Source organism: Pseudomonas sp. 05N434, assembly GCF_056396965.1.
Window position 1 is genome coordinate 1 of sequence record NZ_JBFTMK010000030.1, and the last position, 25959, is coordinate 25959.

The 25959-nt window shown below is 59.4% G+C and carries 23 protein-coding genes and 4 pseudogenes; 13 read left to right on the forward strand and 14 right to left on the reverse strand.

Translation table 11 applies throughout. The features are described 5' to 3' along the window. Positions 1-33 precede the first annotated feature (33 nt). Together AC1DLB_RS03600 and AC1DLB_RS03605 are read right to left on the reverse strand one after the other, a co-directional pair. Positions 34-513, reverse strand: a complete 480-nt coding sequence (locus tag AC1DLB_RS03600) for a carboxymuconolactone decarboxylase family protein (RefSeq protein WP_018930043.1) — start codon at positions 511-513, stop codon at positions 34-36. 72 nt (positions 514-585) lie between these two features. Continuing rightward, positions 586-1335, reverse strand: a complete 750-nt coding sequence (locus AC1DLB_RS03605) for an SDR family oxidoreductase (protein WP_026286720.1) — start codon at positions 1333-1335, stop codon at positions 586-588. A gap of 226 nt (positions 1336-1561) precedes the next feature. On the opposite strand from AC1DLB_RS03605, the gene AC1DLB_RS03610 reads away from it, so the two are divergent. Further along, positions 1562-3136 carry a winged helix-turn-helix domain-containing tetratricopeptide repeat protein gene (locus tag AC1DLB_RS03610; RefSeq protein WP_477744479.1) on the forward strand — a complete coding sequence of 525 codons (1575 nt, stop codon included), beginning with the start codon at positions 1562-1564 and terminating at the stop codon, positions 3134-3136. Positions 3137-3223: 87 nt separating this feature from the next. On the opposite strand, the pseudogene AC1DLB_RS03615 reads toward AC1DLB_RS03610, so the two are convergent. Next, positions 3224-3316 (reverse strand): annotated as a pseudogene (locus AC1DLB_RS03615) (VOC family protein); the annotation flags it as partial. Positions 3317-3419: 103 nt separating this feature from the next. Next, on the reverse strand, positions 3420-3767 hold the full coding sequence (locus AC1DLB_RS03620; RefSeq protein ID WP_026286721.1) for a darcynin family protein: 348 nt from the start codon (positions 3765-3767) through the stop codon (positions 3420-3422). An 85-nt stretch (positions 3768-3852) separates the two neighbouring features. Here AC1DLB_RS03620 and AC1DLB_RS03625 point away from each other — a divergent pair, with 85 nt between their 5' ends. Further along, positions 3853-4464, forward strand: coding sequence for a TetR/AcrR family transcriptional regulator (locus AC1DLB_RS03625; protein ID WP_064618570.1), 612 nt, complete (start codon positions 3853-3855; stop codon positions 4462-4464). A 283-nt stretch (positions 4465-4747) separates the two neighbouring features. Here AC1DLB_RS03625 and AC1DLB_RS03630 read toward each other — a convergent pair whose 3' ends face one another. Further along, the gene (locus AC1DLB_RS03630) at positions 4748-5137 is read right to left on the reverse strand and encodes a MerR family transcriptional regulator (protein ID WP_018930049.1); all 390 of its coding nucleotides are present in this window, start codon (positions 5135-5137) and stop codon (positions 4748-4750) included. A gap of 74 nt (positions 5138-5211) precedes the next feature. On the opposite strand from AC1DLB_RS03630, the gene AC1DLB_RS03635 reads away from it, so the two are divergent. Further along, positions 5212-6291, forward strand: coding sequence for an SDR family oxidoreductase (locus AC1DLB_RS03635; RefSeq protein ID WP_436275557.1), 1080 nt, complete (start codon positions 5212-5214; stop codon positions 6289-6291). Positions 6292-6438: 147 nt separating this feature from the next. Then, a complete protein-coding gene (locus AC1DLB_RS03640) occupies positions 6439-7338 on the forward strand; it encodes a DMT family transporter (RefSeq protein WP_477784612.1) in 900 nt (299 codons plus the stop codon). 87 nt (positions 7339-7425) lie between these two features. Here the strand turns inward: AC1DLB_RS03640 and AC1DLB_RS03645 are convergent, their stop codons facing one another. The 4 genes from AC1DLB_RS03645 to xylA all read right to left on the reverse strand — a co-directional run bounded on the left by AC1DLB_RS03645 (position 7426) and on the right by xylA (position 12664). Beyond that, positions 7426-8562: a sugar ABC transporter permease gene (locus tag AC1DLB_RS03645; RefSeq protein WP_018930052.1), complete on the reverse strand. Its 1137-nt coding sequence runs from the start codon at positions 8560-8562 to the stop codon at positions 7426-7428. Next, entirely contained in the window at positions 8563-10119 is a 1557-nt protein-coding gene (gene xylG / locus AC1DLB_RS03650) for a D-xylose ABC transporter ATP-binding protein (protein WP_477744477.1), read from the reverse strand. Between the two features lie 78 nt (positions 10120-10197). Beyond that, complete coding sequence (gene xylF, locus AC1DLB_RS03655; RefSeq protein WP_018930054.1) at positions 10198-11199, reverse strand: D-xylose ABC transporter substrate-binding protein; 1002 nt, start codon at positions 11197-11199, stop codon at positions 10198-10200. A gap of 148 nt (positions 11200-11347) precedes the next feature. Next, positions 11348-12664 (reverse strand): xylose isomerase, encoded by a 1317-nt coding sequence (xylA, locus tag AC1DLB_RS03660; RefSeq protein WP_477784613.1) that lies wholly within the window; start codon positions 12662-12664, stop codon positions 11348-11350. A 175-nt stretch (positions 12665-12839) separates the two neighbouring features. Here xylA and AC1DLB_RS03665 point away from each other — a divergent pair, with 175 nt between their 5' ends. After that, on the forward strand, positions 12840-14015 hold the full coding sequence (locus AC1DLB_RS03665; protein ID WP_477744475.1) for a XylR family transcriptional regulator: 1176 nt from the start codon (positions 12840-12842) through the stop codon (positions 14013-14015). Between the two features lie 116 nt (positions 14016-14131). Further along, a complete protein-coding gene (locus AC1DLB_RS03670; protein WP_477784614.1) occupies positions 14132-14620 on the forward strand; it encodes a hypothetical protein in 489 nt (162 codons plus the stop codon). 163 nt (positions 14621-14783) lie between these two features. Here the strand turns inward: AC1DLB_RS03670 and AC1DLB_RS03675 are convergent. Next, positions 14784-14897, reverse strand: a pseudogene (locus AC1DLB_RS03675) (3-methyl-2-oxobutanoate hydroxymethyltransferase); the annotation flags it as partial. Here AC1DLB_RS03675 and AC1DLB_RS03680 point away from each other — a divergent pair. After that, positions 14884-14958, forward strand: a pseudogene (locus tag AC1DLB_RS03680) (hypothetical protein); the annotation flags it as partial. The pseudogenes AC1DLB_RS03675 and AC1DLB_RS03680 sit on opposite strands and share 14 nt — an antisense overlap. 207 nt (positions 14959-15165) lie before the next feature. After that, entirely contained in the window at positions 15166-16149 is a 984-nt protein-coding gene (locus AC1DLB_RS03685) for a GlxA family transcriptional regulator (protein WP_026331794.1), read from the forward strand. A gap of 84 nt (positions 16150-16233) precedes the next feature. Here the strand turns inward: AC1DLB_RS03685 and AC1DLB_RS03690 are convergent, their stop codons facing one another. From AC1DLB_RS03690 to AC1DLB_RS03700, 3 genes are all read right to left on the reverse strand, one after another. Further along, positions 16234-17160, reverse strand: a complete 927-nt coding sequence (locus AC1DLB_RS03690) for a sugar ABC transporter substrate-binding protein (protein WP_477784615.1) — start codon at positions 17158-17160, stop codon at positions 16234-16236. A gap of 99 nt (positions 17161-17259) precedes the next feature. Beyond that, positions 17260-18048, reverse strand: coding sequence for a TIM barrel protein (locus AC1DLB_RS03695; protein WP_477744473.1), 789 nt, complete (start codon positions 18046-18048; stop codon positions 17260-17262). Next, the gene (locus AC1DLB_RS03700) at positions 18045-19067 is read right to left on the reverse strand and encodes a Gfo/Idh/MocA family oxidoreductase (protein WP_477784616.1); all 1023 of its coding nucleotides are present in this window, start codon (positions 19065-19067) and stop codon (positions 18045-18047) included. Before AC1DLB_RS03700 ends, AC1DLB_RS03695 begins: the two co-directional genes overlap by 4 nt. A 193-nt stretch (positions 19068-19260) precedes the next feature. Here AC1DLB_RS03700 and AC1DLB_RS03705 point away from each other — a divergent pair, with 193 nt between their 5' ends. Further along, positions 19261-21276 (forward strand): sigma-54 interaction domain-containing protein, encoded by a 2016-nt coding sequence (locus tag AC1DLB_RS03705; protein ID WP_168206174.1) that lies wholly within the window; start codon positions 19261-19263, stop codon positions 21274-21276. 28 nt (positions 21277-21304) lie between these two features. Here the strand turns inward: AC1DLB_RS03705 and AC1DLB_RS03710 are convergent. Continuing rightward, positions 21305-22181: pseudogene (locus AC1DLB_RS03710) on the reverse strand (substrate-binding domain-containing protein). Between the two features lie 182 nt (positions 22182-22363). Between AC1DLB_RS03710 and AC1DLB_RS03715 the strand changes: the two are divergent. The 4 genes from AC1DLB_RS03715 to AC1DLB_RS03730 are packed head-to-tail and all read left to right on the forward strand — an operon-like array spanning position 22364 to position 25934. Next, positions 22364-23476, forward strand: coding sequence for a fatty acid desaturase family protein (locus AC1DLB_RS03715; protein WP_477744472.1), 1113 nt, complete (start codon positions 22364-22366; stop codon positions 23474-23476). A gap of 36 nt (positions 23477-23512) precedes the next feature. Beyond that, the gene (locus AC1DLB_RS03720) at positions 23513-23833 is read left to right on the forward strand and encodes a MocE family 2Fe-2S type ferredoxin (protein WP_018930065.1); all 321 of its coding nucleotides are present in this window, start codon (positions 23513-23515) and stop codon (positions 23831-23833) included. Positions 23834-23851: 18 nt separating this feature from the next. Further along, positions 23852-25093, forward strand: coding sequence for an NAD(P)/FAD-dependent oxidoreductase (locus AC1DLB_RS03725; RefSeq protein WP_477744471.1), 1242 nt, complete (start codon positions 23852-23854; stop codon positions 25091-25093). Position 25094: 1 nt separating this feature from the next. After that, positions 25095-25934 (forward strand): sugar phosphate isomerase/epimerase family protein, encoded by an 840-nt coding sequence (locus AC1DLB_RS03730; RefSeq protein ID WP_477784617.1) that lies wholly within the window; start codon positions 25095-25097, stop codon positions 25932-25934. The last annotated feature ends 25 nt before the right edge of the window (positions 25935-25959 follow it).

Below are 25959 nucleotides of genomic sequence, written 5' to 3' on the forward strand. Positions count from 1 at the left end.
CTGGCGGGACTGCGCCTGTGTGCCGATGCCTGATCAGGACAGGCCGGACTTGTCTACGCCGAATGCCTTGTCGTACGAGCCGGGCACGACCTGGAAGCCCACGTTGATGCGATTCCAGGCATTGATCGACATGATCAGGAAGGTCAGGTCCGATAGCTCTTTCTCGGACAGTTGTATACGAACACGCTCATAGAGCTCATCAGGCACGCCATGGGCGGGAATCTGGGTGAGGATTTCGGTCCATGCCAAGGCCGCGCGTTCGCGTGGGCTGAACAGCGTTGACTCACGCCAGATGGCGACATGGTGGATCCTGAGCGGCCGCTCGCCATGGATCGTGGCTTCCTTCACGTGCATGTCCACGCAGAAGGCGCAGCCGTTGAGTTGCGATGCCCTGATATCCACGAGATCGCGCAGCGACTCCTCGATGGCGCATTGCTTGAAGGCAAGGCTGAACTCGACGAACTTCTTGAACAGCTCGGGGGATTGCTTCTGGTAATCGATGCGCTGGGTCATGGTGAATCCTCTGTGTGAGAAATACGTAGGTGGAGATTCGATAGCGTCCTGCCTGGCTGACTGGCGCGGTCTTTAAGCCGATGTGCGGCTGAGCCAGTTCAGGAAGCGTGTCGGACCGATGTGCGCGTCGTCGCCCGCGACCAAGGATCGATCATTCAACTCATCGCCGAAGTAGCGCGCATGCACGTCGGCGATGACCTGCCGTTTGTCGTGGTGCGCGGCAAGAAACTTGCGCGCCAGTTCATCGAGAGGGAAACGATCCGGTCCGCCCACTTCGACGATGCCATTGACCGGTGCCCCGACCGCAAGATCGGCCAGCACCGCCGAGACGTCATCCGATGCGATGGGCTGGATAAGGGCAGGCGAGAGGCGAATCGTGTCGCCGTCGGCACCCGAATTGACAATGCCTTCGATGAACTCGAAGAACTGCGTCGAACGCAGGATGGTGTAGGGGATCTTCGACGCCTTGATCAGCTCTTCCTGGGCGACTTTTGCCCGGAAGTAACCACTTTGCGGAAGACGATCGGGGCCTACGACAGAGAGCGCGACATGGTGCTCCACCCCAGCGGCCGCTTCGGCTGCAAGCAGGTTTCGACCGGACGTTTGAAAGAACTCCATGACGGCCCGGTCTTCAAATGAGGGAGAGTTCGCCACATCGACGACGACCTGAGCACCGGCAAGCGCTTCGGCCAGCCCCTCGCCAGTGAGGGTGTTCACACCCGTGCGTGGCGAGGCCGCCACCGTCTCGTGTCCATAGAGACGTAGCCTGCTGACAATGTTCGACCCGATCAGTCCGCTRCCGCCAATAACGACAATTTTCATGTCCCGCTCCTCGGTTGGGTGTCGATCAAATTCGTTGCAGTGATCGATGTAGGGAGCATGCTCGCCAGCCGGGCGCGATACTTTGTCGAAGCCTTGGGTTTCCATTGAATTTGGCTTGGCTATTTGTCCAGGAACCCGTGTTATAAATCACGTCGCCCGGCCGCCAATCGTCGGCCGGTAACCACGGGCATGTGCCCGGCGCGTGAGTACGGGACAGGAGCCCTGAATGCTATTGGTGTTTGATGACTGCGTGCTCGACCTGGACCGGCGAGAACTCCTTCGGGCCTCCCAGGTCGTTGCCACTGCGCCCCAGGTTTTCGACCTGCTGGTTTACCTGGCGCAGAACCGCGAGCACGTCGTCAGCCGGGACGACCTGATCAATGCGATATGGACCGGCCGAATCGTCTCCGAGTCGACCCTGGCCAGCCACATCAATGCGGTGCGCAAGGCAGTCGGTGACAACGGTCAGCAGCAGCGTGTGATTCGAACGGTGGCCCGCAAAGGATTCCGGTTCGTCGCCGACGTCACGTCGCTGGATTGCGTTGGCCTTCCAGGTACCGAATCCGCCCCCTCGGTTCAAGCCTCTGCATCCGAGCCGGCGCTGCCGGCCAAACCGTCCATCGCCGTCTTGCCGTTCGTGAACTTGAGCGGGGACGAAGAGCAGGATTACCTGGCCGACGGCGTGGTAGGGGACATCATCGCGGCGCTGTCGCAGTATCGCTGGCTGTTTGTCGTCGCGCGCAACTCGAGCTTTACCTACAAGACCCGTACGGTGGACGTGAAACAAGTCGGTCGCGAATTGGGCGTTCGCTATGTGCTGGAGGGCAGTTGGCGCAAAGCCAACAATCGCGTGCGCATCACGGCCCAGCTGATCGATGCGACAACCGGGGCTCACCATTGGGCAGGCCGTTTCGAAGGTGTGCTGGGGGACATTTTCGAACTGCAGGACCAGATCACCGAAAGCGTGGTCGGCGCAATCGCACCACAGCTTGAGCGGGCAGAGATCGAACGTGCGAGGCACACGCCCACCGAAAGCCTCGACGCCTACGATTACTATCTGCGCGCAATGGCCAAGCTTCATCATGGCACCCGGGAGGCTATCGACCAGGCGCTGCCGCTCTTCCATAGGGCCATAGCGTGCGACCCGGATTTTGCATCGGCCTATGCGATGGCGGCCTGGTGTCATAGTTGGCGCAAAGCCAATCGCTGGATGACTGATCACCCACGGGAGGTCGCGGAGGGTATCCGACTCGCTCGCCGGGCAGTGGAGTTGGACAAGGGCGATGCGGTCGCTCTCACCCGAAGCGGCCATACGCTTGGCTATCTTGCCGGCGACCTGCGGGGTGGCATTGCATTGCTGGACAAGGCACTCGTGCTCAATCCGAACCTCGCCGCCGCATGGTTCCTCGGCGCGTTCCTCAGGCTCTGGCACGGCGAAACCGATGCAGCCATCGAGTACTTTACGCACGCCATGCGGTTCAGCCCCCTCGACCCGGAGCTGTATAGAATGCAAGCCGGAATGGCAGTCGCGAATCTCTTCGTGGGGCGCTTTGATACGGCGTCGTCATGGGCAGAGAAAGCACTTCGGGATTTGCCCGATTTTCTGTTGGCTGTCGCCATCCTTGCAGCGAGCCATGCGCTTGCCGGACGGATGGCCGAAGCGCAGCGTGCGATGGACCATTTGCGCAAGCTCGATCCTACGTTATGCCTCAGCACTATCTCTGATTGGCTACCGATCCACCGGCCGGAGAATCTCGCCACGCTGGTGGACGGTCTACGCAAAGCGGGACTGCCGGAATAAGGGGCACCGCCTGTTCACTGCGCGGGGAGAGGCGTCTGGAGCAGCCAGAATCGACATATCCAAACGCCCAGCCCCAAGCAGCGTTGGCTAACGCCCCAGCGCCGCTTCGATCGCTGCGATGTCGATCTTGCTCATCCCCATCATGGCGTCGAACGCGCGCTTGGCCGCCGCTCGATCAGGAACAACTCTTTACGGGTCTGCTTGCGTTTTCCGGCGTACTCGGCATCRGCGAAAGTCATTTGCTTCATCGGAAAACTTGGCGGGTAGAGTCGGGGTATTTTCATTACGCACTCAACAACGGTGCCTGATCATAATTCTTGGCATAGGCATTCTCCACCCCCGGCAAAATCTCGACGATGGTGAAATACCGATCCCAGAACGGCGTCTCCCGCAGATCCTCCACCAGCAGTTCATACGCATGATGACTGTCGGTTTCCCACAACCACAGATCGGTGACCCGCGCCGAATAGAACTCGATGTCGAAAAACCGCATCGAGACCTGCGCCGCATGCTTTTGCAAAATCGGCTCCATCTGCGTGCGCATCAGCTCAAAGCGATGCTCGACTGAAAACCCCAGCCATTCCTGGGTGGTCTTGACCAACATGAARACACTCAGTGATGTCGTAGCCATGATAATGATTCCTGGTAGTTGAAGAGTGGGGAAAGCCAATCCAGAATACGAGTCATAACTCATATTTAAAACTCGCATCCCGATCATGACCAAACACCGCGAAATACCGCCCTTAAACCCCCGCAAACTCCCGACCCAGCGCCGTTCGGCCAACACCGTCGACACCATTCTCGAAGCCGCTGCTCGCATTCTCGAAACCGACGGCCTCGCCGCCTGCTCCACCAACGCCGTGGCGCAGCGCGCCGGCGTAAGCATCGGCTCGCTGTACCAGTACTTCCCCAACCGCGACGCCCTGACCGTCGCCTTGATCGAACGCGAAACCACTCAGTTGCTCGATGACGTCCAGCACGTCCATCAACACGACGACGCCCTCGCACGCATCCGCGCACTGGTCCAGGCCTCCGTCGCCCACCAGCTACGGCGCCCGGAACTGGCCAGAATCATCGACTTCGAAGAGCGCCGCTTACCGCTGCAAGAGCGCCATGAGCGCGTGGCCAACGTCATTCTTACCGAACTGATAGCGGCGCTGACCCTTCCGTCAGCCCCGTGGGTCTGCGCCGATGTACTGCAGACCGCGCAAGACCTGCTGGCGATGGCCCACGGCATGATCGATGCGGCGGGGGAGCGGGGGGAGACGGATGCGGTGAGTTTGGAAGGACGGGTGATGCGAGCGTTGCTGGGGTTTTTGTGCGGGTAGTGGGCTGTCTGGGCCAGCTCTTGGCGGCCAGGAGACAAGACCGGATGGTGTAAGGGTGGTGATCGATTGTGCTCGGCGAACCTCTGACTGGAACGGTGGGCAAGAGGTAGCGCTATCGGAACTCTCTGGAAGCTTGGCGGGGGAAGTCCGGAAATTTTGCCAAAATCAGGAAGTCTTTTTCAGAATTTCCCTAGGGCCTGGCCACAAGGTTTTAGAACATGCGTAAGCGATGGGCTTGAAACGGTAAGCAGGCTGCAGCTTCCGTTTCCCAGAAGCTGACAGTTCAGTTGGAAGCGTTGTTCCGCTGCTGAAGCTCAAGTTGCTTGGCAGCACTGGCTTCGAGGTTTGCACGCTCTTCATCCAGATATCGATAAATGCTTTGGAAGCTGGCGATTTTCTGTTTGATTTCTGCCATCTTTTTTTCAATTAGCTTAGCGCCGTCAGCACAATCGATCAGCTTGTTCCGCTGCGCATCCAGAATCTCGCCTATTTCCCCCAGGGAAAACCCCATGCTTTGCGCGCGCTGGATAAAGTCCAGATCCTGCAGAGTTTGCGCTGTGTAAACGCGATAGTTGTTAGTTTGCCGCAGCGATGAGATCAGGCCGATTTGCTCGTAGTAACGCAGCGTATGGCGGCTGGCGCCGCTGCGGGTTTCGAGTTCACCGATTTTCATGAAAACACCTCTTGACTGTAGAGTTGGGTCGATAGTTTACGCTTGATTTCTCACCTTAAACAAGGAACAGGGAAATGAGCGTGGAGTGCTTTGTCACGGGGGGTACCGGCTTCATCGGTCAACATTTGGTGGCGTACCTGAGTGCAAAAGGTCACACCATTCGGGTGTTGATGCGTCGCCCGGAGCGACTAGCTGCACTGCGGGAGCAAGTCGATAATTTGGGAGGGTGCGCAACCCGGGTATTTGCCGTAGCTGGCGATCTGGAACGGGACAACCTCGGGCTGAGTCTTGCTGACCGAGAAGTGCTAAGGCGTGCCAGAGTCATATTCCACCTGGGCGCCCACTTCGCATGGGGGCTTTCAGTGGAGCATTCTCGTGCGGTGAATGTGGAAGGGGCAAAGCGCGTGGCGCTGTTGGCGGCTGAGCAAAAAAGCCGGTTAGTGATGATCGGCGGCTACATGCTGAAAAATCATGAACATCTGCAGCGCATCGGAATTGATCCTCGTTATCCGGAGCTGACGAATTGGCCTGCCGTCTACCGACATGTCGGTGGTTACGAGGGGAGCAAGCTGGAGGCGCATTTTGCGACCCTGGAGGTCATGTCCGCCAAGGGCGGGGAGATGACCGTTGTCCACCCCGCGACGGTTTGTGGCCACAGCCGCACGGGGTATATCCTTGAAGGTCAGCCGCTGGTGGAGCTGATACGCAACCTTGTGCAGGGAAAGCTGACTGCAGTGCCCGGTACCGCCGAGCACTGGCTGCCACTGGTCACCGTGGATTACCTGGTTGAGCTGGTGGCGGTTTGTGCTTTTGATCCTGCCATGGTGGGCCAGGAACTGCTGGCGCTGGATGACCAAACTCCCAACTTGCGAGAACTCCTGGTACAGGTGGCACAACCTTTGGGCTTAAAGTCTCCCAAGCATTACATTCCACTCCGTTTGCTGAAGTTGCTACTGAGTATTCCTCCCGTGGCGCGGTTTTTGAATACAAAACCCGAAGCCTTGGACTTTATCCAGACCACTCGTTTTGATACAGCAGCGGTCGAGCAATTTGCCAACAGACATGGAATAGCCAAACCGGATATACGTCAGTCTTTGCAGCACACTGCAACGTTCGTCAACTCATATTGCATAGCCAAGGGCGAGGCTCTCTGACTTCGCCCTTGGGGGCGACAAAATCGTTAGCCCCTTATGTCACAATAAATAGTGGGGTTGGCGGAATCTTCGTATCCTCAACCTTTGCGCCGTCGATGTAGGGCGGCATTCTATCGAACGACAATTCAGCGACAGGGATCGTCATCAATGCAATCTATTTTCAGCAAAGGCATCATATTTGCCCTCTCCGCCGCGGCACTGAACGCAACGATCGGTGTACTCAGCAAAGTACTCATGAGTAATGGCTTCACCGCCAGCAGTGTCGCTGTCATCAAGACCGTACTGGGTTGCATGCTTCTCTCGATCTTGCTGCTTTTCCTCAAGCGTCCGGCGTCGACGACCAAATGGACTCAGGCGGCTATCTGCGCATTCCTTGGCATCTTTGTGCTGTTCCACTTCGAAACGTCCGCCTATCGGCACTACGCTGCGGCAGGTGTGGTGGTTGTGCTGATGGCCAGTGCCTCAATTTCCTCGATCATTCTGGGGCGCATTTTCCTCAAGGATGCCATCACCGCGAACGCGACCGTGGGTGCCGCACTGGCTATCGCTGGGATCGCGGTGATCTTCGGCGCCGACCTGCAGCAGGGCTTTACCCTGCAAGGTGCTGCGCTAGCCTCCATGGCCGGCTGCGGCTACGGGGCCTTTTCGGTTGCCATGAAGCGGATGGGTGTGTCAGGGGGGCTGCACTTCACCCGGCAATTGTTGTTCTTTGGCAGCCTGTACCTGCTGATGCCGGCTGCGGCCGATGGTTTCGCGATCGGCGAGCTGTCGCCGCTGGCGATCGCCGCACTGCTGGCGCTGGCCGCGCTGCCGACAATCCTGGGCTTCTTCTGCACCACCAAGGCCATCGAGTATCTCAAGCCATCCCAAGTGCAGGCGCTGGAGCTGACCGAGCCGTTGTTCGCCGCGCTGCTGGCGTTTGTGGTGCTCAATGAAGTACCGCGCGAAAGCCTGTACGCAGGGGCAGTACTGATCATCGTCGGCCTGTGTTTTTCCAATGAGCTGATCCGCTTGGGCAGCAAAGYATCCGTCCCTTCGACCGAGTGAGCTATTCTCKGATCCCGATTGCTTTAGCAATCAGTGGCTTTTAAGTGTTTTGAGCGACTGACCGCTTCTGGCCTCATTCGCAGCGGATCAGCGTCGTCCGGTCCGGGTGCTCACATCTACCCACACGGCCAACACCAGAATGCTGCCCTTGACGATCATCTGCCAATAACTGTCGACGTCGAGCATGGACATGCCGTTGTCCAGGCTGGTGATGACCAGCGCGCCGAGGAGGGCGCCGTAGACAGTGCCGGAGCCGCCGCGCATGGAGGTGCCGCCGATGAAGCAGGCGGCGATGGCGTCGAGTTCGCCCATGCTGCCGGCCGAGGGCGAACCGGCAGCCAGGCGCGCGGTGTTGACCACCCCGGCGAGGGCGCACATCACGCCCATGATCCCGAAAATCCAGAGCTTCACGGCCTGTACATTGATACCGGACAGGCGCGTCGCTTCCATGTTGCTGCCCACGGAATAGACGCGTCGGCCGAAGACGGTCTGACTGGTCACGTAGCTGAACCCGCCCAGCAGGATCAGCAGAAGCAGGACCGGCACGGGAATGCCGTCATAGCTGTTGAGGGTCTGGACGAAGCCGGCCAGCACCGCGCCGATCAACAGCACGCGTGCTACGTCACGCACCAGTGAATGTGCCGCCAGGCCGTGAAGGGCGCGATTGCGCCGTTGTTTCCAGGTCAGGAACAACGTCAGTGCGAACAGCAGAACGCCCAGGCCTGTGCCGATCGTGTGTGGCAAATAACCCTGGCCAATGTAGACGAGCTCCGGCGACACCGGGGCAATGGTCGTGCCGCCGGTAATCCCCAGCAAAATGCCGCGGAAAGCCAGCATGCCCCCCAGCCCCACGATGAAAGACGGAATGCGCAGGTAGGCGGCCATGTAGCCGTTGGCGAGGCCGATCAGCAGTCCGCACAGGACGACAAGGCTCAGGTTCGCCAGCAGCGGTATGTGGTAGATAACGTCGAGAATGGCCGCGACGCCACCGAGCAGGCCCAGCAATGAGCCGACCGACAAATCGATCTCGCCGCTGATGATGACCAGCACCATGCCGCAGGCGAGAATCCCGGTAATGGACATCTGGCGCAGCAGATTGGAGAGGTTGCGCGGTGTCAGGAATCCGCCCTCGGTCTGCCAGCTGAAGAACAGCCAGATAAACGCCACGGCAAACACCAGCGCGAGCATCTTGTAGCGGGTGAAGAGTTGTTTGACCTGATTCATTTACGCGGATTTCCGATCTTTATTGTTATGGCTGTCAGGCTGGCTGAGTGCGGCGGCGAGCACCTGTTCCTGAGTGAGTTCATGGTTGATGAAGTCGCCCTGCAACCGGCCTTCGCCGATCACCAGTACGCGGTCTGAAACGCCGAGCACTTCGGCCAGCTCCGAAGACACCATGATGATCGACACGCCTTCGGCCGCCAGCGCCCCCATCAGCTTGTAGATCTCGTACTTGGCGCCGACATCGACACCTCGGGTGGGCTCATCGAGAATCAGGACCCGGGGTTTGGTCAGCAGCATCTTCGCCAATACGGCTTTTTGTTGATTGCCGCCGGATAGACTGGTGATCGGCAGGAACGGGCTCGCGGTCTTGAGGTGCAGGCGCGAAATTTCTCGATCGATGCTGCCCAGTTCGGCTTCGGCATCGATGCGGGTCAGTTTCGAGTAACTGTCCAGCACGGCCAGGGTGATGTTCTGGCCGACTCCCAGGTCTGGAATGATGCCCTGGCGCTTGCGGTCCTCGGGCACCAGGCACAGGCCGGCACGGATTGACTTGAGCGGCGTGCGGGTGTCGATGAGTTGGCCATCCAGCCAGACTTCGCCTTCGTGACGACCAGGGTAGGCGCCGAACAGCGCGGTCACCAGTTCGGTGCGGCCTGCACCGACCAGCCCGGCGATGCCGAGGATTTCCCCGCGTTTGAGGGTGAACGAAATATCGTCGACCCGTTTGCGCCTGGGATTGTCGACGTCGTAGCAGGTGATGTGGCGGGCCTCGAAAATCACCTCGCCAATGTCGTGTGGCTCGGTGGGGTAGAGGTTGCTCATTTCCCGTCCGACCATCTGGGTGATGATCTGTGGAATATCCATCTCCGCCATGGCGGTCGTGGCGATGTGTTTGCCGTCTCGGATCACCGAAATGGTGTCGCACACGGCGGCCACTTCATCGAGCTTGTGGGAGATGTAGACACAGGCAACACCCTTGGCCTTGAGGTCGCGGATGATGTCCAGCAACACCTCGATTTCCGAACGGGTCAGGGCCGATGAAGGCTCGTCGAGGATCAGCAGGCGTGCCTGCTTGTTCAGTGCCTTGGCGATTTCCACCAGTTGCTGATAGCCGCCGCCGTATTGCGAAACCGGCAGCGATACGTTCATGTCCGGCACTTTCAGTTCACGCATCAGGGCTTCGGCGCGGTGGATCATCGCCGGGTAATTCATCCGCCCACCAGGCAGCGTCAGTTCATGGCCCATGAAAATGTTCTCGGCCACCGACAGGTCGGGAACCAGCGTCAGTTCCTGGTGAATGATGACGATACCGGCGGCTTCCGTTTCGCTGATCGATTGCGCCTTGAGCGGTTGACCGTCCCAGAGGATCTCACCATCCCAGGTGCCATGGGGGTACACCGCGGAAAGGATCTTCATCAGCGTGGACTTGCCGGCGCCATTCTCGCCGCACAGCCCGACGCACTCACCTGGCTTGACCTTGATGTCGATGCCATTGAGCGCTTTGACACCGCCGAAGGTTTTGACGATACCGTTCATTTGCAGCAGATAGTCGGACATGGCAGAGACTCATAAGCGGCAGGTACGAGGCTGGTCCCGCAGGAGCGAGCTCCTGCAGGGGGCATTACGGGGTGATGATCACTTTCCGGCAATCTGCGCCTTGGTGTAGAACCCGTCCTGTTCCAGCAGGTCGATGTTGTCCTTGGTCAACGGAGTCGGAGTGAGCAGGATGGTGTCGACTTTTTTGCTGCCGTTGTCGTACTGCGAGCTGTAGGCGGGTTTCTCGTTACGCGCCAGTTGCACCGAGAGCTTGGCGGCTTCGGAGGCGATGAGTTTCAGCGGCTTGTACACGGTCATGGTTTGAGTGCCGGCGATCACTCGCTTGACCGCTGCGAGGTCCGCGTCCTGCCCCGAAATCGGCACCTTGCCGGCCAGTTGCTGAGCGGCCAGGGCCTGGATGGCGCCGCCTGCCGTGGCGTCGTTGGAGGCGACGATGCCGTCGATTTTGTTGGCGTTGCGGGTCAAGGCGTTTTCAACAATGCTCAGCGCTTCGGTAGGGTTCCATTCCTTCACCCATTGTTGGCCGACGATCTTGATATCACCCTTGTCGATGGCCGGTTGCAGCACTTTCATCTGACCTTCGCGCAGGACTTTTGCGTTGTTGTCGGTGGGCGCACCACCGAGCAGGAAGTAATTGCCCTTGGGCGCTGCGTGCAGCACGCCGCTGGCCTGCATCTCGCCGACCTTTTCGTTATCGAAGGAAATGTAGGCGTCGATATCGGCGTTGAGTATCAGACGGTCATAGGACACGACCTTGATTCCGGCTTTCTTCGCTTCGGCCACTGCGTTGGTCAGGACGGTAGCGTTGAACGGCACGATGACGATCACATCGACGCCACGAGAAATGAGATTTTCGATTTGCGAAATCTGCTTTTGCTCGTTGGCATCGGCCGACTGTACGAAGACCTTGGCGTCCATTTTTTCCGCCGCCGCAACGAAGTAATCGCGGTCACGTGACCAGCGTTCCAGCCGCAGATCATCAATGGAGAAACCGATTTTCGGGTGGGCGGCATCGGCCATCACCGGCAGCGACAGCAGAGCCAGGGCGCTGGCCAATAGCGCGCGTTTTACTTTCTTCATGGTGGTGCGTCCTTTTATTTTTGTTTGAAAGACACGGCCTGACGATGAGTATCGGGCTGGTAGAACTGTAGAGAATCTGCAGACGCAGCGGACACAGATTTGTCGTGCGAATGTCACAGCGTTGTTGCGCCCGCAGACCCGTTGGCGATCAGCGATAGATAAACCGGTTGACGAGGTTTTCGAGCATCTCCTGCCTGCCGCTGACGGCCTGCGGATTCAGCTCGTTGGCGAATGCGTGTTCGGCCAATGACTGGAGGTTGAACTCACCCGCCAGCACCGCCTGCCCGAACGGCTGCTGCCAGCCGGCGTAGCGTTGATCCTTGAGCAGCTGGAGCTGGTCGTTCTGCACCATGGCGGCTGCCCGCTCCAAGGACAGGGCTAAGACGTCCATTGCGCCGACGTGACCATGGAACAGATCGATCTCATCGAGGCTCTGGCGGCGAACCTTGGAGTCGAAGTTGAACCCGCCATTCTTGAACCCGCCGGCCTTGAGAATTTCATAGGTGACCAGGGTCATTTCTTCGACGCTGTTGGGGAATTGATCGGTGTCCCAGCCGTTTTGCGGATCACCGCGGTTGGCGTCGATGCTGCCGAAAATCCCCAGCGAGACGGCCGTCGCAACCTCGTGATGAAAGCTATGACCGGCCAGGGTCGCGTGGTTGGCCTCGATGTTGACCTTGATTTCCTTTTCCAGGCCGAACTGCTGGAGAAAGCCAAACACGGTGGCGCTGTCGTAATCGTATTGGTGCTTGGTCGGCTCCTGCGGCTTGGGTTCAATCAGCAAGTCGCCTTTGAAACCGATCTTGTGCTTGTGCTCGACCACCATGCGCATGAAGCGGCCCAGTTGTTCGCGTTCACGTTTCAAGTCGGTGTTGAGCAGGGTTTCGTAGCCTTCGCGACCGCCCCACAACACGTAGTTGGACCCTTTCAGGCGTTGGGTCGCGTTCATGGCGCTGAATACCTGGGCAGCAGCGCAGGCGAACACTTCGGGGTCAGGGTTGCTGGCGGCGCCTGCGGCAAAGCGCGGGTTGCTGAAGCAGTTGGCGGTTCCCCACAGCAGCTTGATCCCGCTTTCTTCCTGGTGTCGCTCCAGGTGATCAATCATTTGCGCGAAGTGGTTGCGGTACTCCTTTAGCGATTTGCCTTCCGGGGCGACATCCGTGTCGTGAAAGCAGTAATAGTCGATACCCAGTTTGGAGAAGRACTCGAACGCGGCTGCCGCCTTGCCAATGGCCAGCTCCATCGGGTCGCCGGCGTGTTGCCACGGGCGCTTGAAAGTACCTGCACCGAACACATCCGAACCCGGCCAGACGAAGGTGTGCCAATAACAGGCGGCCATGCGCAGGTGTTCGCGCATGGGTTTGCCGAGGATGATTTTGTCGGCGTCGTAGTGACGGAAGGCGAGGGGAGAATCACTGGCAGGGCCTTCGTAGCGGATCCGGTCGACATCGGGGAAGTACGGCATTGGCAATGTCCTTGTTGTTCTTGGGCGTGTCTCGATACTAACAACGGCCCCGTGCCTGCTGATTATGAAAATCACCAACAGCGGGTGCGATTTTGCGTATTGAGATTCGTCGTCTGCGCGCCTAGTCTGTGCAAACCGCCTCCGTGACAAGGGGCCCGGAACAAGCCTGAAAACAATGAAAACCGTACCGCCTGTTCACCGCATCGCACTGTTGTTCAACGGGAGCAAGATCTATGACCGCGGCATCATCAGCGGCATCGGCAACTACCTGAGCAGCACCCGCGCGTCCTGGGACCTGTTCCTGGAAGAGGATTTTCTCTGCCGGTTGAAAGGGATCGAGCGCTGGCAAGGTGACGGAATCATTGCCGACTTCGACGATCCGCTGATTGGCGAGGCGCTGGCCGATATCAAGTTGCCCGTGGTGGCGGTGGGTGGTTCTTATCAGGATGAGCGGGCCTATCCGAAAGGGATCCCGTACGTCGCTACCGACAATAACGCTCTGATAACGCTGGCTTACGCGCACTTGATCGAGGCAGGGCTGCAGCGTTTTGCCTGCTTCAGCCTGCCTGAAGCGCAGGCAAATCGTTGGGCTCAGGAGCGGGAAAAATCCTTTCGACGACTGATGCAACGTGACGGCTTGCACGCCGAGGTCTATCGCGGCATGGGCACCAGCGCACCGCTCTGGGACAGCGCCGTCGAACAACTGATCGCCTGGCTCCAGAGCCTGCCCAAGCCCATTGGCATCATCGCCGTCAGTGACGCCCGCGCCCGGCAGTTGCTGCAAGCCTGCCTGACCGCTGGAATCGCCGTACCGGAGCAGGTGGCGTTGATCGGCATCGACAACGACCCCCTGACACGCAGCCTGACCCGGGTCCCCCTGAGCTCGGTCATCCAGGGCACCGAAACCATGGGCCGCACCGCCGCGCAACTGCTGCACCAGATGCTGCACGGCAAGCCGTCCACGGGCACGCACATCCTGATCCCGCCTGATGCAATCAACGTGCAGGTGTCGAGTTTGCACCAACCTTTGGGCAACCCCTACGTCATGCAAGCGCTGCTGTTTATCCGCCAATATGCCTGCCAGGGCATCAAAACGGCGCAAGTGGCGGCTTATGTCGGCGTGTCGCGCTCATCGCTGGAGTCGCACTTTCGCACTGTGCGAGGCTGCAGCGTGCACGACGAGATTCTGCGTTTCAAACTGGCGGCCGCCACCAGCGGGCTGGAAAATACCGACACAGCGATTGCGGACGTTGCCCGTAATTGCGGTTTCAAATCCGCACAATATCTACACACGGTGTTCCGTCGCGAGTTTGGATGTACGCCCCGTGAATACCAGCAGGGCGTCAGATAGCGATGCGGGGTGTAATTGGTCGATTGTTGTGTGGTGCGAAGGGATGGTTTCGACTGTGGATTCAACTGGTCGATGCAACACGACTAAATTCTGTGTAAGCAGAAGGAGCGTGGCAAATGAGGAAAAAACCAAAGTACTTTCCGGATATTGTCAGAGCATTAGTTTTGGTCGTCATTGGCTGTTTCGTGGCAGTGAAAGGCGGAGATTGGCTTTTTGAATGGTGGGGTATACGAATTTCGCCGGGGCTTTACTTTTGCATGGCTTATCTATTCATAGCCTTCGTAGTGTGGATAGCGACAGCAAAGCTGCTTAATGAACTGCGGGCTGAATCGATGGGGCAACAAGAGCGACTAGCATCTGTCGGTGATATGCCGGTTCGCGCCCCAAATGAAGGGAAGGCTGTTTACCGATATCCCTTCCATGTTGTATTTCTGGCAGTTGCCGTTTCTGTGATTTTCATAATCGTTCCAGCCATTTCAGATAATCCTGCGAAACCGATTTCGTCGGTCGGGTACCTGATGTGCTTTGGTTTTGCCACGATTTTTTCAGGGATGCTGAGAAACTTTTCCAGTTTGACAAAAACATTGCAAACGAAAATCAGATAGGACGGAATTGTACCGTCTCGGCTCTCTCCTGGTGGCTACTCTTGCGACGGTGTTCGCAGGATGATGTGGGAAGTCCTATTTCGGAATAGGGGACGGCATTGGGGTGAAACAGGTGTAAACCTATTTCATGACTAGACAACTTCAGTGTTCAGCTCCCCCGAGGTCCGGTGCGCAGTCCCGCCATGTCTTGCCACACCAATACTTGAGCGTCACAACCGTTGCCAGCACCGATGCCGACGGTAGGAATGGCAACGGCGGCGGTGATGTGTGCAGAGACGCAAAGGCTTTTTGGAAAGCCCGATTACCTGCTCCACGTCGTCTCTCGGGATCTGCCGTCTTTCCAGCAGCTTTATGATGAACGCCTCTCCACGCTGCCTAACGTCCAGCGCCTGGCAAAGACCCGCTTCGTCACGGCTTTCAACTGGTTTGATCGGTCGCATAATGGTGCTAGGGCTTTTTGCGCTTCTACAGTTAGCATTAGGCTTTATCTACGCAGTAACCGAGTGGGTCGAACATTGATCGAACGACGCCAATTCAGCGGAGGCATGAAGGGAAAAAATCTCCGCTATCTGAATGAAAACCCTGATGAGCCTGCTCGTATGACCCGGGCAGGCTTTGTGCTGCTCGAGCATTTCTCGCTGCCCGCGTTCACCCAGGCACTGGACACCATTGTCACCGCGAATCTTCTACGACCCAGGTTGTTCTCTTCGCGAACGTTCGGTTTGAACGACGGCGAGGTCATCAGCGATTTGGGGCTGGTCATCCGGCCGGATGCACGTCTGGATGCTTCAGCCATTCACGACCTGGATCTGCTGGTGATTTGTGGCGGCTACAGGACAGAGCTCAAGGCTGATGACGAGTTCATCAGCCTGTTGCGTATGGCGGCGAACCAGGGTGTCTGCCTGGCCGGGTTGTGGAATGGCGCATGGTTTCTGGGCAGCGCAGGTTTGCTCGATGGGTATCGTTGCGCCATTCACCCCGAACATCGCCCCGCACTCGCGGAAATCTCCAAGGCGACGCAAGTCACCAGTGAACCCTACGTCATTGATCGCGACCGCCTCACCGCGTCCAGCCCCTCGGGGGCATTTCATATGGCGCTGGACTGGATCAAGGGCCTGCACGATAAAGCCCTCGTCGAGGGGATCGAGGACATTCTGGCGTTCGAGGAGTCTCGCTATCGGCGCATCAAACCGGCTGAAAATATCTGTGTGAGCGCGCCCTTGCGCGAGGTGGTCAAGCTGATGGACGCCAACCTCGAAGAGCCTCTGGAGCTGGAGCAACTGGCGGCCTATGCCGGCCGTTCCCGGCGGCAACTGGAACGCTTGTTCAAGGAGCAACTCGGTACAACGCCGCAGCGGTATTACATGGAACTGCGGATCACCGAAGCGCGGCGACTGCTCCAGCACACAGAACTGTCCCAGGTCGACGTGTTGGTGGCCTGTGGTTTTGTGTCGCCGAGCCATTTCAGCAAGTGCTATAGCTCGTACTTCGGGTACAGACCTTCCAAGGAAAAGCGGCTCGTTAAATAAAGGCTTTCCTTCACCTCTGCGCACCTGACTTCCGGCCCGATTGCTGCCCCGTCCCGCAGGGCAGCCATCGATCGGCTTTTGACGCTATTTGTAATGCTGCTCAAACATCGCCACCTGATCCGGCGTGATCAGCTGAAAGGGTACCCAGACATCCGCTTCGACCGGCTCKCCCTTGATCATCTTGATGGCCGCTTGTACCGCGCTGGTCGCCTGGGCCTTGGGGTCTTGAAAGACGGAGGCGACCAACATCCCGCGCTTGATCGCCGCCAGGCCGTCGGGCAGGCCATCGATGCCGACAATCGCAATCTCGCCCTTGGCTTTGCCGGCTTGCTGCAGGGCCATGGCCGCGCCGATGGCCATCTCGTCGTTGTTGGCGACGATGGCATCGAAGCCAGTGCCAGCCAGCAGCCAATTGCTGGTCAAGTCCATCCCTTTGTTGCGCTGCCACTCGGCACTTTGTTGTTCGATGATCTTGATCCCGGGGTAGTCCTTGAGCACCTGTTTGACCCCTTYGGTGCGGTCGTGCGTGGAGTTCTGTGCCAGGTCGCCCATGATGATCGCGATGTTGCCTTTGCCCCCCAGCTTGTCGGCCAGGTAGCGCATTTGCAGTTGCCCGGCCTCGATGTCATTGGACGCCACCGTGACCACGCCTTTGGGCAGCACGCGCTCGTCCGGGTGACGGTTGACGTAGACCAGCGGAATCTTCGCCTCGACGGCGGCGCGGGTCATGTTGGCGGTGGCGGCGGTGTCCACGGGCAGGACGATGACGGCATCCACCTTCTGACCGAGAAAACCCTGAATCTGGTTGAGTTGGCGAACCACATCGCCCTGGGCGTCCTCGAACTGGATCTGGACGTTCTCCTTCCTGGCGGCATTTTCCAGGCCGTTGCGCACATAGGTCATGAAGTTGTCGTCAACCCTGGCAATGCTGACGCCGATGCGATAGTCGGCGGCGGCCCATTGGCTGACGAGTAATAACAGCGTGGCGAATAGCAGTGTGCAGCGACGCATGATGGTTTTCCTTTTGTTGTTATGAGTTGAAATTCATCAAGATCAAACGTGAGGTTTGTGGCGCTCTCTGAATCAGATTCGCCGAGAGCGCCAGCGTCCTCAATCAAGCGAGAAGGCTTGCCGAAAACGCTCAAGTGCCACTTCGCTGTCGCCGCTGGCCCAGCCCTCGAGCCCGACGACCCCGGTGTATCCCATGCGGAACAAGGCCTTGGCAATGGCCGGATAATGGATTTCACCGGTGCCGGGCTCCATGCGGCCGGGGACATCGGCCACCTGGATTTCGCCGATGGCGCTGCCGGCGCGCTGGATCAGTTCGATCAGGTTTCCTTCGCCGATCTGCGCATGGTAAAGGTCCAGGTTCATCTTCAAATGCGGGCTGCCCACGGCTTCGATCAGCGCCAGGGTATCGTCGGCGCGAGCGAAGGGTGTGCCAGGGTGGTCCACTTCGGTATTGAGGTTTTCCAGCAGGAACACTCGGCCCGCGTCTTCGCCCAGGCGAGCGATTTTTTCCAGGGTCTTGCAGGCGCTCAACCACATGCGTCCGGTGGTGTGGGCCACGGGTTTGACCGGCAAGCCTTTATCGCCCAAGCCTGTGCCATGCAGGTTGAGGCTCGGGCAATTCAGTTGTGCGGCGACGGCCAGCGATTCCCGTGCGCTGTCGAGCAGATGCTGGATGCCTTCGGCGTCGGTCAGGTTGCCTGAGATGTAGCCGGTCATGGAGGTGAAGTCGGCACCGGTGGCGACCAGGGCCGGAATGTCTTTCTGGGTCCAGTCCCAAATTTCGGCGCTGAAACCCAGCGCGTGAATCCGTTTGACGCGTTCGGTGAACGGCAGGTCGAGGAATACCATCTCGGCGCTGATCGCCAGTTTGAACGGGATAAAACTCATGAACGGGCTCCTTGCACGCGCACTGCTTTGCCCTGTTGGACGGACTCGATACACGCGCGGGCAATGGTCAGTGCCGCTCGGGCATCTTCACCGCTGGCCAGTGGTTTTTCACCGGTGCGCAGGCAGTCGACAAAGTGATTGAGCTCGGCCACATAGGCATCCCGCAACAGGTCGGTGTCCATGCGTTGGGTGTCGGYCTGGATGCCATTAGCCAAGTAGCGCACCAGGTCTGAGTCATTGACGCTGCCCATGGTCAGCATGCCGGCGCTGCCGAACACTTCCCCCCGAACATCGTAGCCATAAACGGCCTGGAAATTGGCCTCGGCGGTGGCGATGGCGCCGTTGTCGAAACGGATCGTGACCACGGCGGTGTCCAGAAACCCTTTGCTCTTGTAGTCCGGTGCAATCAGCGCATCGGCCATGACATAAACCTCGACCGCTTCGGCGCCGGGATTGAGGTAGCGCAGGGTATCGAAGTCATGGATCAGGGTTTCGAGAAAAATCACCCACTGCGGCGAAGCGGCCGGATTGTTCAGCGCCGGATCGCGGGTCAGTGAGCGCAGCAGTTGCGGCGTACCGATACGGCCGGCGACCACGTCCAGATGGGCGGCGCGGAAGCTTTTGGCAAAACGACGATTGAAGCCAACCTGCAGCGGCACGCGGGCATCGGCGGCTGCGGCGATAGCGCGGTCGGCCTCGTCGAGGGTGATGGCCATGGGTTTTTCACAGAACACCCCTTTGCCGGCCCGGGCCGCACTGATCACCAGTTCGGCATGGCTGCGGGCGGGGGCGGCGATCAGGACGCCGTCAATTTCCGGGTCATCGAGCAGTTGCTGTGGATCGGTATAGACCTTCTGCACCCCCAACTCTGCCGCCAACCGAGCGGCCTGGCCGGGGGTAGGGTCGGCGATGGCGGCCAGGCAGGCGCCGGGGATGTGCCGGGCGGCCGTCTGGCCGTGAAAACTGCCCATGCGGCCGGCGCCGATGAGGCCCAGGCGGATGATCTTGGACGTACTCATGAATTGACTCCCTTTTATTGTTGTTCAATGACTTGGCCGCAGGAATGTCCTCGCTGGCATAACCCTTTGAGCAAGTGCTGTGCCAGTATTTAAGTCATTGATATTCAAAGGGTTAATCAATATTTTTTGAAAGAAGTGTTCATTCGCAGGACATGTCTACACTGACATGTCTAAAACATGAACATGGAAGCGGATGTCGATGATGGTCAACCCACAGGTAACAGCCTTCAGCGCGCAAGACCTCGATTACATCACCGCTCTCGGCCCCGCGTCGTTGAACGAAGGCTCGATCGCCGCGCTGGAACAGGCCTGGCTGGCGTGTCTGAACGGGCGCACCGATCGACCTGCCGGGGTCAGGCAGGTGATTTGGGATTCCTGGCGGCGCAGCGTCGGCACCGGCCTCGATCCTGAGGATGGCGAATATCGATTTGTTGCTCCTGCCGTTCTGGCCGCGACGCTGGCGGCCAATCGCACGTTGATTGCAGCGGCGGCGCAGGTCATGGGGGGATTGCTGGCCTACAACCCCAGGGGCCATATCAACCTGACCGATGCTCAAGGCACGACCCTGTATTTCTGTGGTCTGGACCTCACACCGGTGGGCAGCCGATTGCTGGAGTCGGTGCAGGGCACCAACTGCACGGGGCTGGCGCTTGCCGAAGATCGCTTGGTGTATGTGCTGGCCGAGGAAAACTTCGCCAGCGGCTTGCGTCGACGGCGCATGCACTGCGCCGCCGCGCCGATCAGGGATGCGCAGGGCAGGACGCTCGCCATGCTGACCCTGACCGCTGAGCCGGGCTGGTTTCATTTTCATACGCTGGGCACCGTCCAGGCCGCGGCCGAAGCGGTCTCGCGGCAGATGGCGCTGCAGAGCCTGCTGGAAGAACAACAAACCGTGCTTGAAGTGCTCAACGAGGGACTGGTGGTGCTGGATGAGCAGGGCTGCATCAAGGCGCTCAACCGTTATGCCCGGCAATTGTTCCGCGTGGGCCAGGATCTGCTCGGCAGCCCGTTCCGTCGTCTGGGGCAAAGCGAACTGACCGATAAGATTCTGCTGCATGGCGGGGAAGGGCTACGAGATCTGGATTGCACGTTTGAACTGCATGATCGCAGCCATTTGGCGTGTCTGGTGTCGGTGTGCCCGCTGGAGCAGGGTGGGCGGATTGTTTCGTTGCGTGAGAACCGGCGCATCCGCGAAATTACGCGCCGGGTCATCGGCACTCAAGCCAGCTACACCTTCGAGACCATTCAAGGTAATTCGCGAGCGATACAAGACGCCTTGCGCCTGGGACGGATCGCCAGTCGCAGTGAATCGACCACGCTGATTCTGGGTGAGAGCGGTACCGGCAAGGAGCTGTTCGCCCAGGCGATCCATAACGCCAGCGAGCGTTGCGACGGTCCTTTCGTGGCGGTCAATTGCGGAGCCATTCCGCGCGATCTGGTGCAAAGCGAACTGTTTGGTCATGTCGAGGGTGCCTTCACCGGGTCGGCCCGTGGCGGATCTGCCGGGAAGTTTGAGTTGGCCGATGGCGGAACGATCTTCCTCGACGAAATCGGTGACATGTCTTTCGATGCCCAGGTCAGTCTGCTACGGGTCTTGCAGGAAGGCGAGGTGACGCGCGTGGGGGCGAAAAAATCGCAGCAGGTGGATGTGCGCATCATCGCCGCCACCCACCGCAACCTGAGCCAGGCGGTGGCCGATGGCGCTTTCCGTGAGGATCTTTACTACCGGCTCAACGTCCTGAATCTGACGGTTCCGCCGCTGCGGATGCGCCGGGAAGATGTGCCCTTGCTGGCGCGACATTTTCTCGGTCGTTGCGCGCGATCATTGCGCAAATCGGTGCAGGGCATCTCGCCAGAGGCGCTGGATATTCTTTCGGCCTACAGCTGGCCGGGTAATGTTCGCGAACTTGAAAACACCATCGAGCGCGCAACGAATCTGGCGATGACCGAGATGATTCAGCCGGGTGATCTGCCACTTGAAATCAAGCAAAGGCTGCGGCCATCGGTGCCGGGAAGTGTGCCCGAACCCCGGGCTGCGCTGGACCTTGGCACCCATGAAATGAACGCGATCATCGCCGCCCTCAGGGATGCCCGAGGCAACATCCGCCTGGCCGCCCGGCAACTGAACGTTTCTCGTGGTGGGCTGTACAACAAGATGAATCGATTCGGGCTGAGTGCCGATGCTTTTCGTGCGAGCACCGACCTCTGACAGGCGCCACAGGTTCAGTGTTTCACTGTCAGCTTCTAGCGTTCTCTGAGGTAATGATCTGCAACGGGATATGCACCCGATGCCGGAGCGGATCGAAGTCCGGCGTGGTCTGCAACTCGACCAGCAAGTCGACCAGCGCGGCCGCCAGCAATCGCGGCTGGGAGTCGATGACCAGGTCGATCAACCCTTGATCCAGGGCTTGTCGAGACAGCTCGGTCGACTCCTGCAGGATGCAACACAGCGACGGCCGTTTCGGCAGCTGTGACAGGGCCCGGATGATGCCGTCGCCGCCACCGCCGACCACGCACAGCCCCCGCAAATCGGCATGGCGCGCGATGAGTTCCAGCGTCGCCTCTTCGGTGACATCGCAGTTGTCCAGGTTGATCACCGCTTCGAGTAGGCGCAACCCCGGTGCGCGCTCCGCCAGGTAACTGCGCAGCCCCTCGACCCGAGCCTGATGCGGCTCTGATCTGCGCGATGGCGGCATTGATCAGCGGGTGAGCGAAGCTGACCACCGCCAGGCCATCACACTGCACGGCCAGTTGTTCGATCTGGGCAATGATCGCGCTGGGTGTGCGATCGAAGACGTATTCGAACTGGCAGCTCAGATTGGCCCCGGCCTGACGCTGCGCTGCCTCGGTGATGGCGGCGGCAACGTTGGCATAGAACGCCTGGGCGGTACCGAGTAACAGGATGCCGAATCGATAGCTGGGACGACGTTCGCGAATGCGTTGGCCGATCAGCCGGGCGGCGAAATAACCGACGGCTTCGGCGGCCTGGAACACCTGCTCGGCGGTGGCTGGGCTGACCGGAGCCCGGGCGTTGAGCACCCGGTCCACGGTGGCGACACTCAAGCGAGCGTGCTCGGCAACGGTGGCGATGGTGGGGCGTTTTTTGTTGTTCATGGTGGGCCCTTGAGTCGCTTTGATAGAAAACTATCAAGCTGCAATGGGCCTGGATGATAGCTTGATAGGGAATGTATTCAAGGGATTGAGGGTGGTTTGTGCGCTCTCTATATTTTCTCCAGCGATGCCATCCCGCATCGAAAGCAAGTGCTTAAACCATCAAGCTTGCGGAGAACAATAAAATGCCCGAACACAACGCAGCCTTTGAAAAAACCGATAAACCCGTGCCAAGGGATTATCGATTGACCGGTCCCGAAGCCGCCCGAGCGGCGCAAAAAGGTTTGGTATCGGCAACGTGGTACCAATCGCCCATCTCCCGCAAACGCATGAAAGAATTGATGCAGCGTCGCGATGGCCCGGCCCTGCGTGATACCGCCATCTGGCTGTCGGCGATGGCTGTGACCGGCTTCGGTGGCTACTGGTTCTGGGGCTCCTGGGCCTGCGTTCCGTTCTTCTTCGTCTATGGGCTGCTCTATGGCACCGCGTCCAATGCCCGTTGGCACGAAACGGGTCACGGTACGGCATTCAAGACCCGCTGGATGAATGATGCGGTCTACCAGCTGTCGAGCTTCATGTTCATGTTTGAACCCCAGGTCTGGCGCTGGAGCCATGCGCGGCATCACACCGACACCATCATCGTTGGTCGCGATCCGGAAATCGTCGAGCCGCGTCCACCGAGTCTGATCATGATGGCGCTGAGTCTGTTCAGAATGCCTTACGCGTTGAAGACGATGGGGTCAGTATGCCGGCATGCAGTCGGGCGGATGGGTGAAGAAGAGCAGACCTTCATCCCCGAATCCGAATGGCCCAAAGTGGCGCGAGACGCGCGCGTCTGGCTGGCTATCTATGGGCTTACCGTGGGCACGGCGCTTTTTCTGCAGAGCTGGTTGCCGCTGATGTTTATCGGTCTGCCGACCCTCTATGGCGGTTGGTTGTCCTACCTGTTCGGCCTTTCGCAGCACGTCGGCCTGGCGGAAGACGTACTCGATCACCGCAGCAACTGCCGCACGATTTACATGAACCGACTGCTGCGTTTCCTGTACCTCGACATGAACTATCACCTGGAACATCACATATATCCGATGGTGCCTTTTCATGCGCTGGCGCAGCTTCACGAAGAGATCCGCCGCGACTGCCCGCCGCCTTACGGCAGCCTGTCCGAGGCCTTCAAGGAAATCATCCCGACTATCTGGAGGCAGCGCAAAGACCCGAGCCATTTCGTCTGTCGTCCTTTGCCACAACGCGCAGCATCGGCCGCCACCGTCCAGGCAGAGCCTGAAGTAACGCCGGCCTGACACCTTCCTGTCTGTACCACTACCAGAGAAAACGCCATGACCGATCAATGGATCGATGTATGTGCCGTGGGCGATATCAACGAAGAAGACGTCATTCGTTTCGACCATGGCCCGCACACCTATGCCGTCTACCGCTCTGCCAACAGCGAGTTTTTCGCCACGGCGGGCCTATGCACCCACGAGTCCATTCACCTCGCCGATGGCCTGGTGATGGAGCACGTCATCGAGTGCCCCAAACACAACGGGCGTTTCGACTACCGCTCCGGCAAAGCCCTCGGCGCACCGGTGTGCGTCAACCTCAAGACCTATGAAGTCCGGGTCGAGGCGGGGCGTGTGTTGCTCGCCATCACGGTTTAACTGCACGGAGTCTGTGCCATGAGTCCTGCCAATGCTCCACTGGTCATTGTTGGCGCCGGGCATGCCGGTGGCCGCGCGGCCCTGACCCTGCGCGACGAAGGTTATAGCGGTCGCTTGATCCTGATAGGCGACGAGTTTCACCCGCCTTATGAACGTCCGCCGCTGTCCAAAGGGTTGCTGCAGGGCACGGTCGATCTGGCGGGCTACAGCCTGTGCAATAGCGCTCGGCTCGCTGAACTGGGCATCGAACACCTGGCCGGTAACCCGGTAAAAGGCCTGGACCCGCAACGGCATCGTCTGCAATTGGCCGACGGCAGCTGGCTGCATTACGCCCGGCTGTTGCTGGCGACGGGAGGGGGCTCGCGCAAGCTTGCCTGTGTGCCCGAGCATCTGCGCAATGTGCTTTATCTGCGTAGCCATGACGAGGCACTGGCACTGCGCGCTTCGTTGCGGCCCGACACCCGACTGGTGATCATCGGCGGTGGCTTCATCGGCCTCGAAGTCGCAGCCACCGCCCGAGCCTTGGGTTGCGCGGTGACCTTGCTCGAAGCCGGGCCGCGCCTGGCGGGACGGGTGTTGCCGGGACGGTTGTCCAGCGTTCTGTTGGAATTGCATCGCAGCCAGGGCGTGGATGTCCGACTGAACGTGGCCATTGAAGCAGTGCAGGGCACTACTCATGTTGAATCCGTGCAACTGGTCGACGGCCAACTGCTGCCCTGTGATCTGGTGGTGGTAGGCATCGGCATGCAACCCAACACCGAGTTGGCCATGGCTGCCGGGCTTGAGGTCGGCCAAGGCATTCGCGTCGATGCCCAATTGCGCACCAGCGCGCCGGACATCTTTGCGGCGGGGGATGTCTGTGAATTTCGGCTGCACCCGCAAGGCGGTTTCCAGCGTCAGGAAACCTGGCGCAACGCCGAAACCCAGGGCCGCCATGCCGCCCGGAATCTGTTGGGCGGCGAGTTTCCTTACGAGGTCATTCCCGGTTTCTGGTCCGACCAGTACGACTGGGGATTGCAGACCGTGGGTGAGATCGCAAACACAGAACCCACGGCGAGCCGGACAACCCCGGGCGGCGGTTTCCTGCTGTTCTACCTCGATGCTGAGCAGCGTTTGCAAGGTGCTTGCGGCTGGGGCCGGGGCAATAGCGTCGCCAAGGACATCAAGTTGTGCGAACGACTGATCGCTTCGCATAACCCCCTCTCGGTAGAGGCTCTGGCCGACGCCGAAGTATCGCTCAAACAACTGCTGAGGAACTGACATGCGTGAATTCCTGGTCTTCCAGTCCCTTTGGGCCATGCAAGATCACCATGGCCAATGCGAACTTGCGTTGGAAGCGCAACTGGAGAAAATCGCTGCCGCCGGTTTCGACGGAATCACTGACCATTTCTGGGTGGCGAACCATGCCGCACGCTTGCATGCCGCCGCCAAGGCGCAGGGCCTGCAAATCGAAGGTCAGGTGTTCCCCCGCACCGTGGATGATCTGGCGGCAGCGATCGACGTCGCGTCCCGCTACGGCTGCCACCATCTCACGCTGCAAGCCGACGTCCGGCCACGCACGCTGGCGCAAGCCATCCAGTTGATCGAGGGGTGGCAGCGACTGGCCGAGCAGGTGGACTTTCCGATCCTGCTGGAAACCCACCGTTATCGCCTCACCAGTGACCTGTTGTTCACCCTCGACATTCTCGCGCAAATGCCCGATCTCAAACTGTTGGCCGACTTGTCCCACTATGTCGTGGGCCGCGAACTGCCGGAGCCGGCCGCGGCCGAAGACGACGAACAGATCCAGACCATTCTGCGCAATAGTTGGGGGTTTCACGGCCGTGTCGCCAACAGCGAACAGGTCCAGGTGCCTTTGAGTTTCGCCCAGCATCGACCTTGGCTGGAGCGTTTCCTGGGCTGGTGGCGCTATGGGATCGAGAACTGGCTGGCCCGACCGGACACGCCCAGCAGCCYGTCCTTCACCTGTGAACTCGGCCCGCCACCCTATGCCATCACCGGGGCCGACGGACGCGACATCACCGACCGCTGGGCCGAGGCGTTGATGCTTAAGGAATTGATGCGTGAGGTCTGGGATGAGTGTCGGGAACGGTCTTGCTGAGCGACGAAAACCCTGGAGCGAGCGG

Bases quoted from the DNA above. Each gene is read 5' to 3' on its own strand.
- AC1DLB_RS03695 (WP_477744473.1), bottom strand. From the start codon at position 18,048: ATGAGTTTTATCCCGTTCAAACTGGCGATCAGCGCCGAGATGGTATTC.
- AC1DLB_RS03645 (WP_018930052.1), bottom strand. From the start codon at position 8,562: ATGAATCAGGTCAAACAACTCTTCACCCGCTACAAGATGCTCGCGCTG.
- AC1DLB_RS03720 (WP_018930065.1), top strand. From the start codon at position 23,513: ATGACCGATCAATGGATCGATGTATGTGCCGTGGGCGATATCAACGAA.
- AC1DLB_RS03600 (WP_018930043.1), bottom strand. From the start codon at position 513: ATGACCCAGCGCATCGATTACCAGAAGCAATCCCCCGAGCTGTTCAAG.
- AC1DLB_RS03630 (WP_018930049.1), bottom strand. From the start codon at position 5,137: ATGAAAATCGGTGAACTCGAAACCCGCAGCGGCGCCAGCCGCCATACG.
- xylF (WP_018930054.1), bottom strand. From the start codon at position 11,199: ATGAAGAAAGTAAAACGCGCGCTATTGGCCAGCGCCCTGGCTCTGCTG.
- AC1DLB_RS03705 (WP_168206174.1), top strand. From the start codon at position 19,261: ATGTCGATGATGGTCAACCCACAGGTAACAGCCTTCAGCGCGCAAGAC.
- AC1DLB_RS03715 (WP_477744472.1), top strand. From the start codon at position 22,364: ATGCCCGAACACAACGCAGCCTTTGAAAAAACCGATAAACCCGTGCCA.
- AC1DLB_RS03625 (WP_064618570.1), top strand. From the start codon at position 3,853: ATGACCAAACACCGCGAAATACCGCCCTTAAACCCCCGCAAACTCCCG.
- AC1DLB_RS03670 (WP_477784614.1), top strand. From the start codon at position 14,132: ATGAGGAAAAAACCAAAGTACTTTCCGGATATTGTCAGAGCATTAGTT.
- AC1DLB_RS03685 (WP_026331794.1), top strand. From the start codon at position 15,166: ATGAAGGGAAAAAATCTCCGCTATCTGAATGAAAACCCTGATGAGCCT.
- xylG (WP_477744477.1), bottom strand. From the start codon at position 10,119: ATGTCCGACTATCTGCTGCAAATGAACGGTATCGTCAAAACCTTCGGC.
- AC1DLB_RS03725 (WP_477744471.1), top strand. From the start codon at position 23,852: ATGAGTCCTGCCAATGCTCCACTGGTCATTGTTGGCGCCGGGCATGCC.
- AC1DLB_RS03665 (WP_477744475.1), top strand. From the start codon at position 12,840: ATGAAAACCGTACCGCCTGTTCACCGCATCGCACTGTTGTTCAACGGG.
- AC1DLB_RS03610 (WP_477744479.1), top strand. From the start codon at position 1,562: ATGCTATTGGTGTTTGATGACTGCGTGCTCGACCTGGACCGGCGAGAA.
- AC1DLB_RS03635 (WP_436275557.1), top strand. From the start codon at position 5,212: ATGAGCGTGGAGTGCTTTGTCACGGGGGGTACCGGCTTCATCGGTCAA.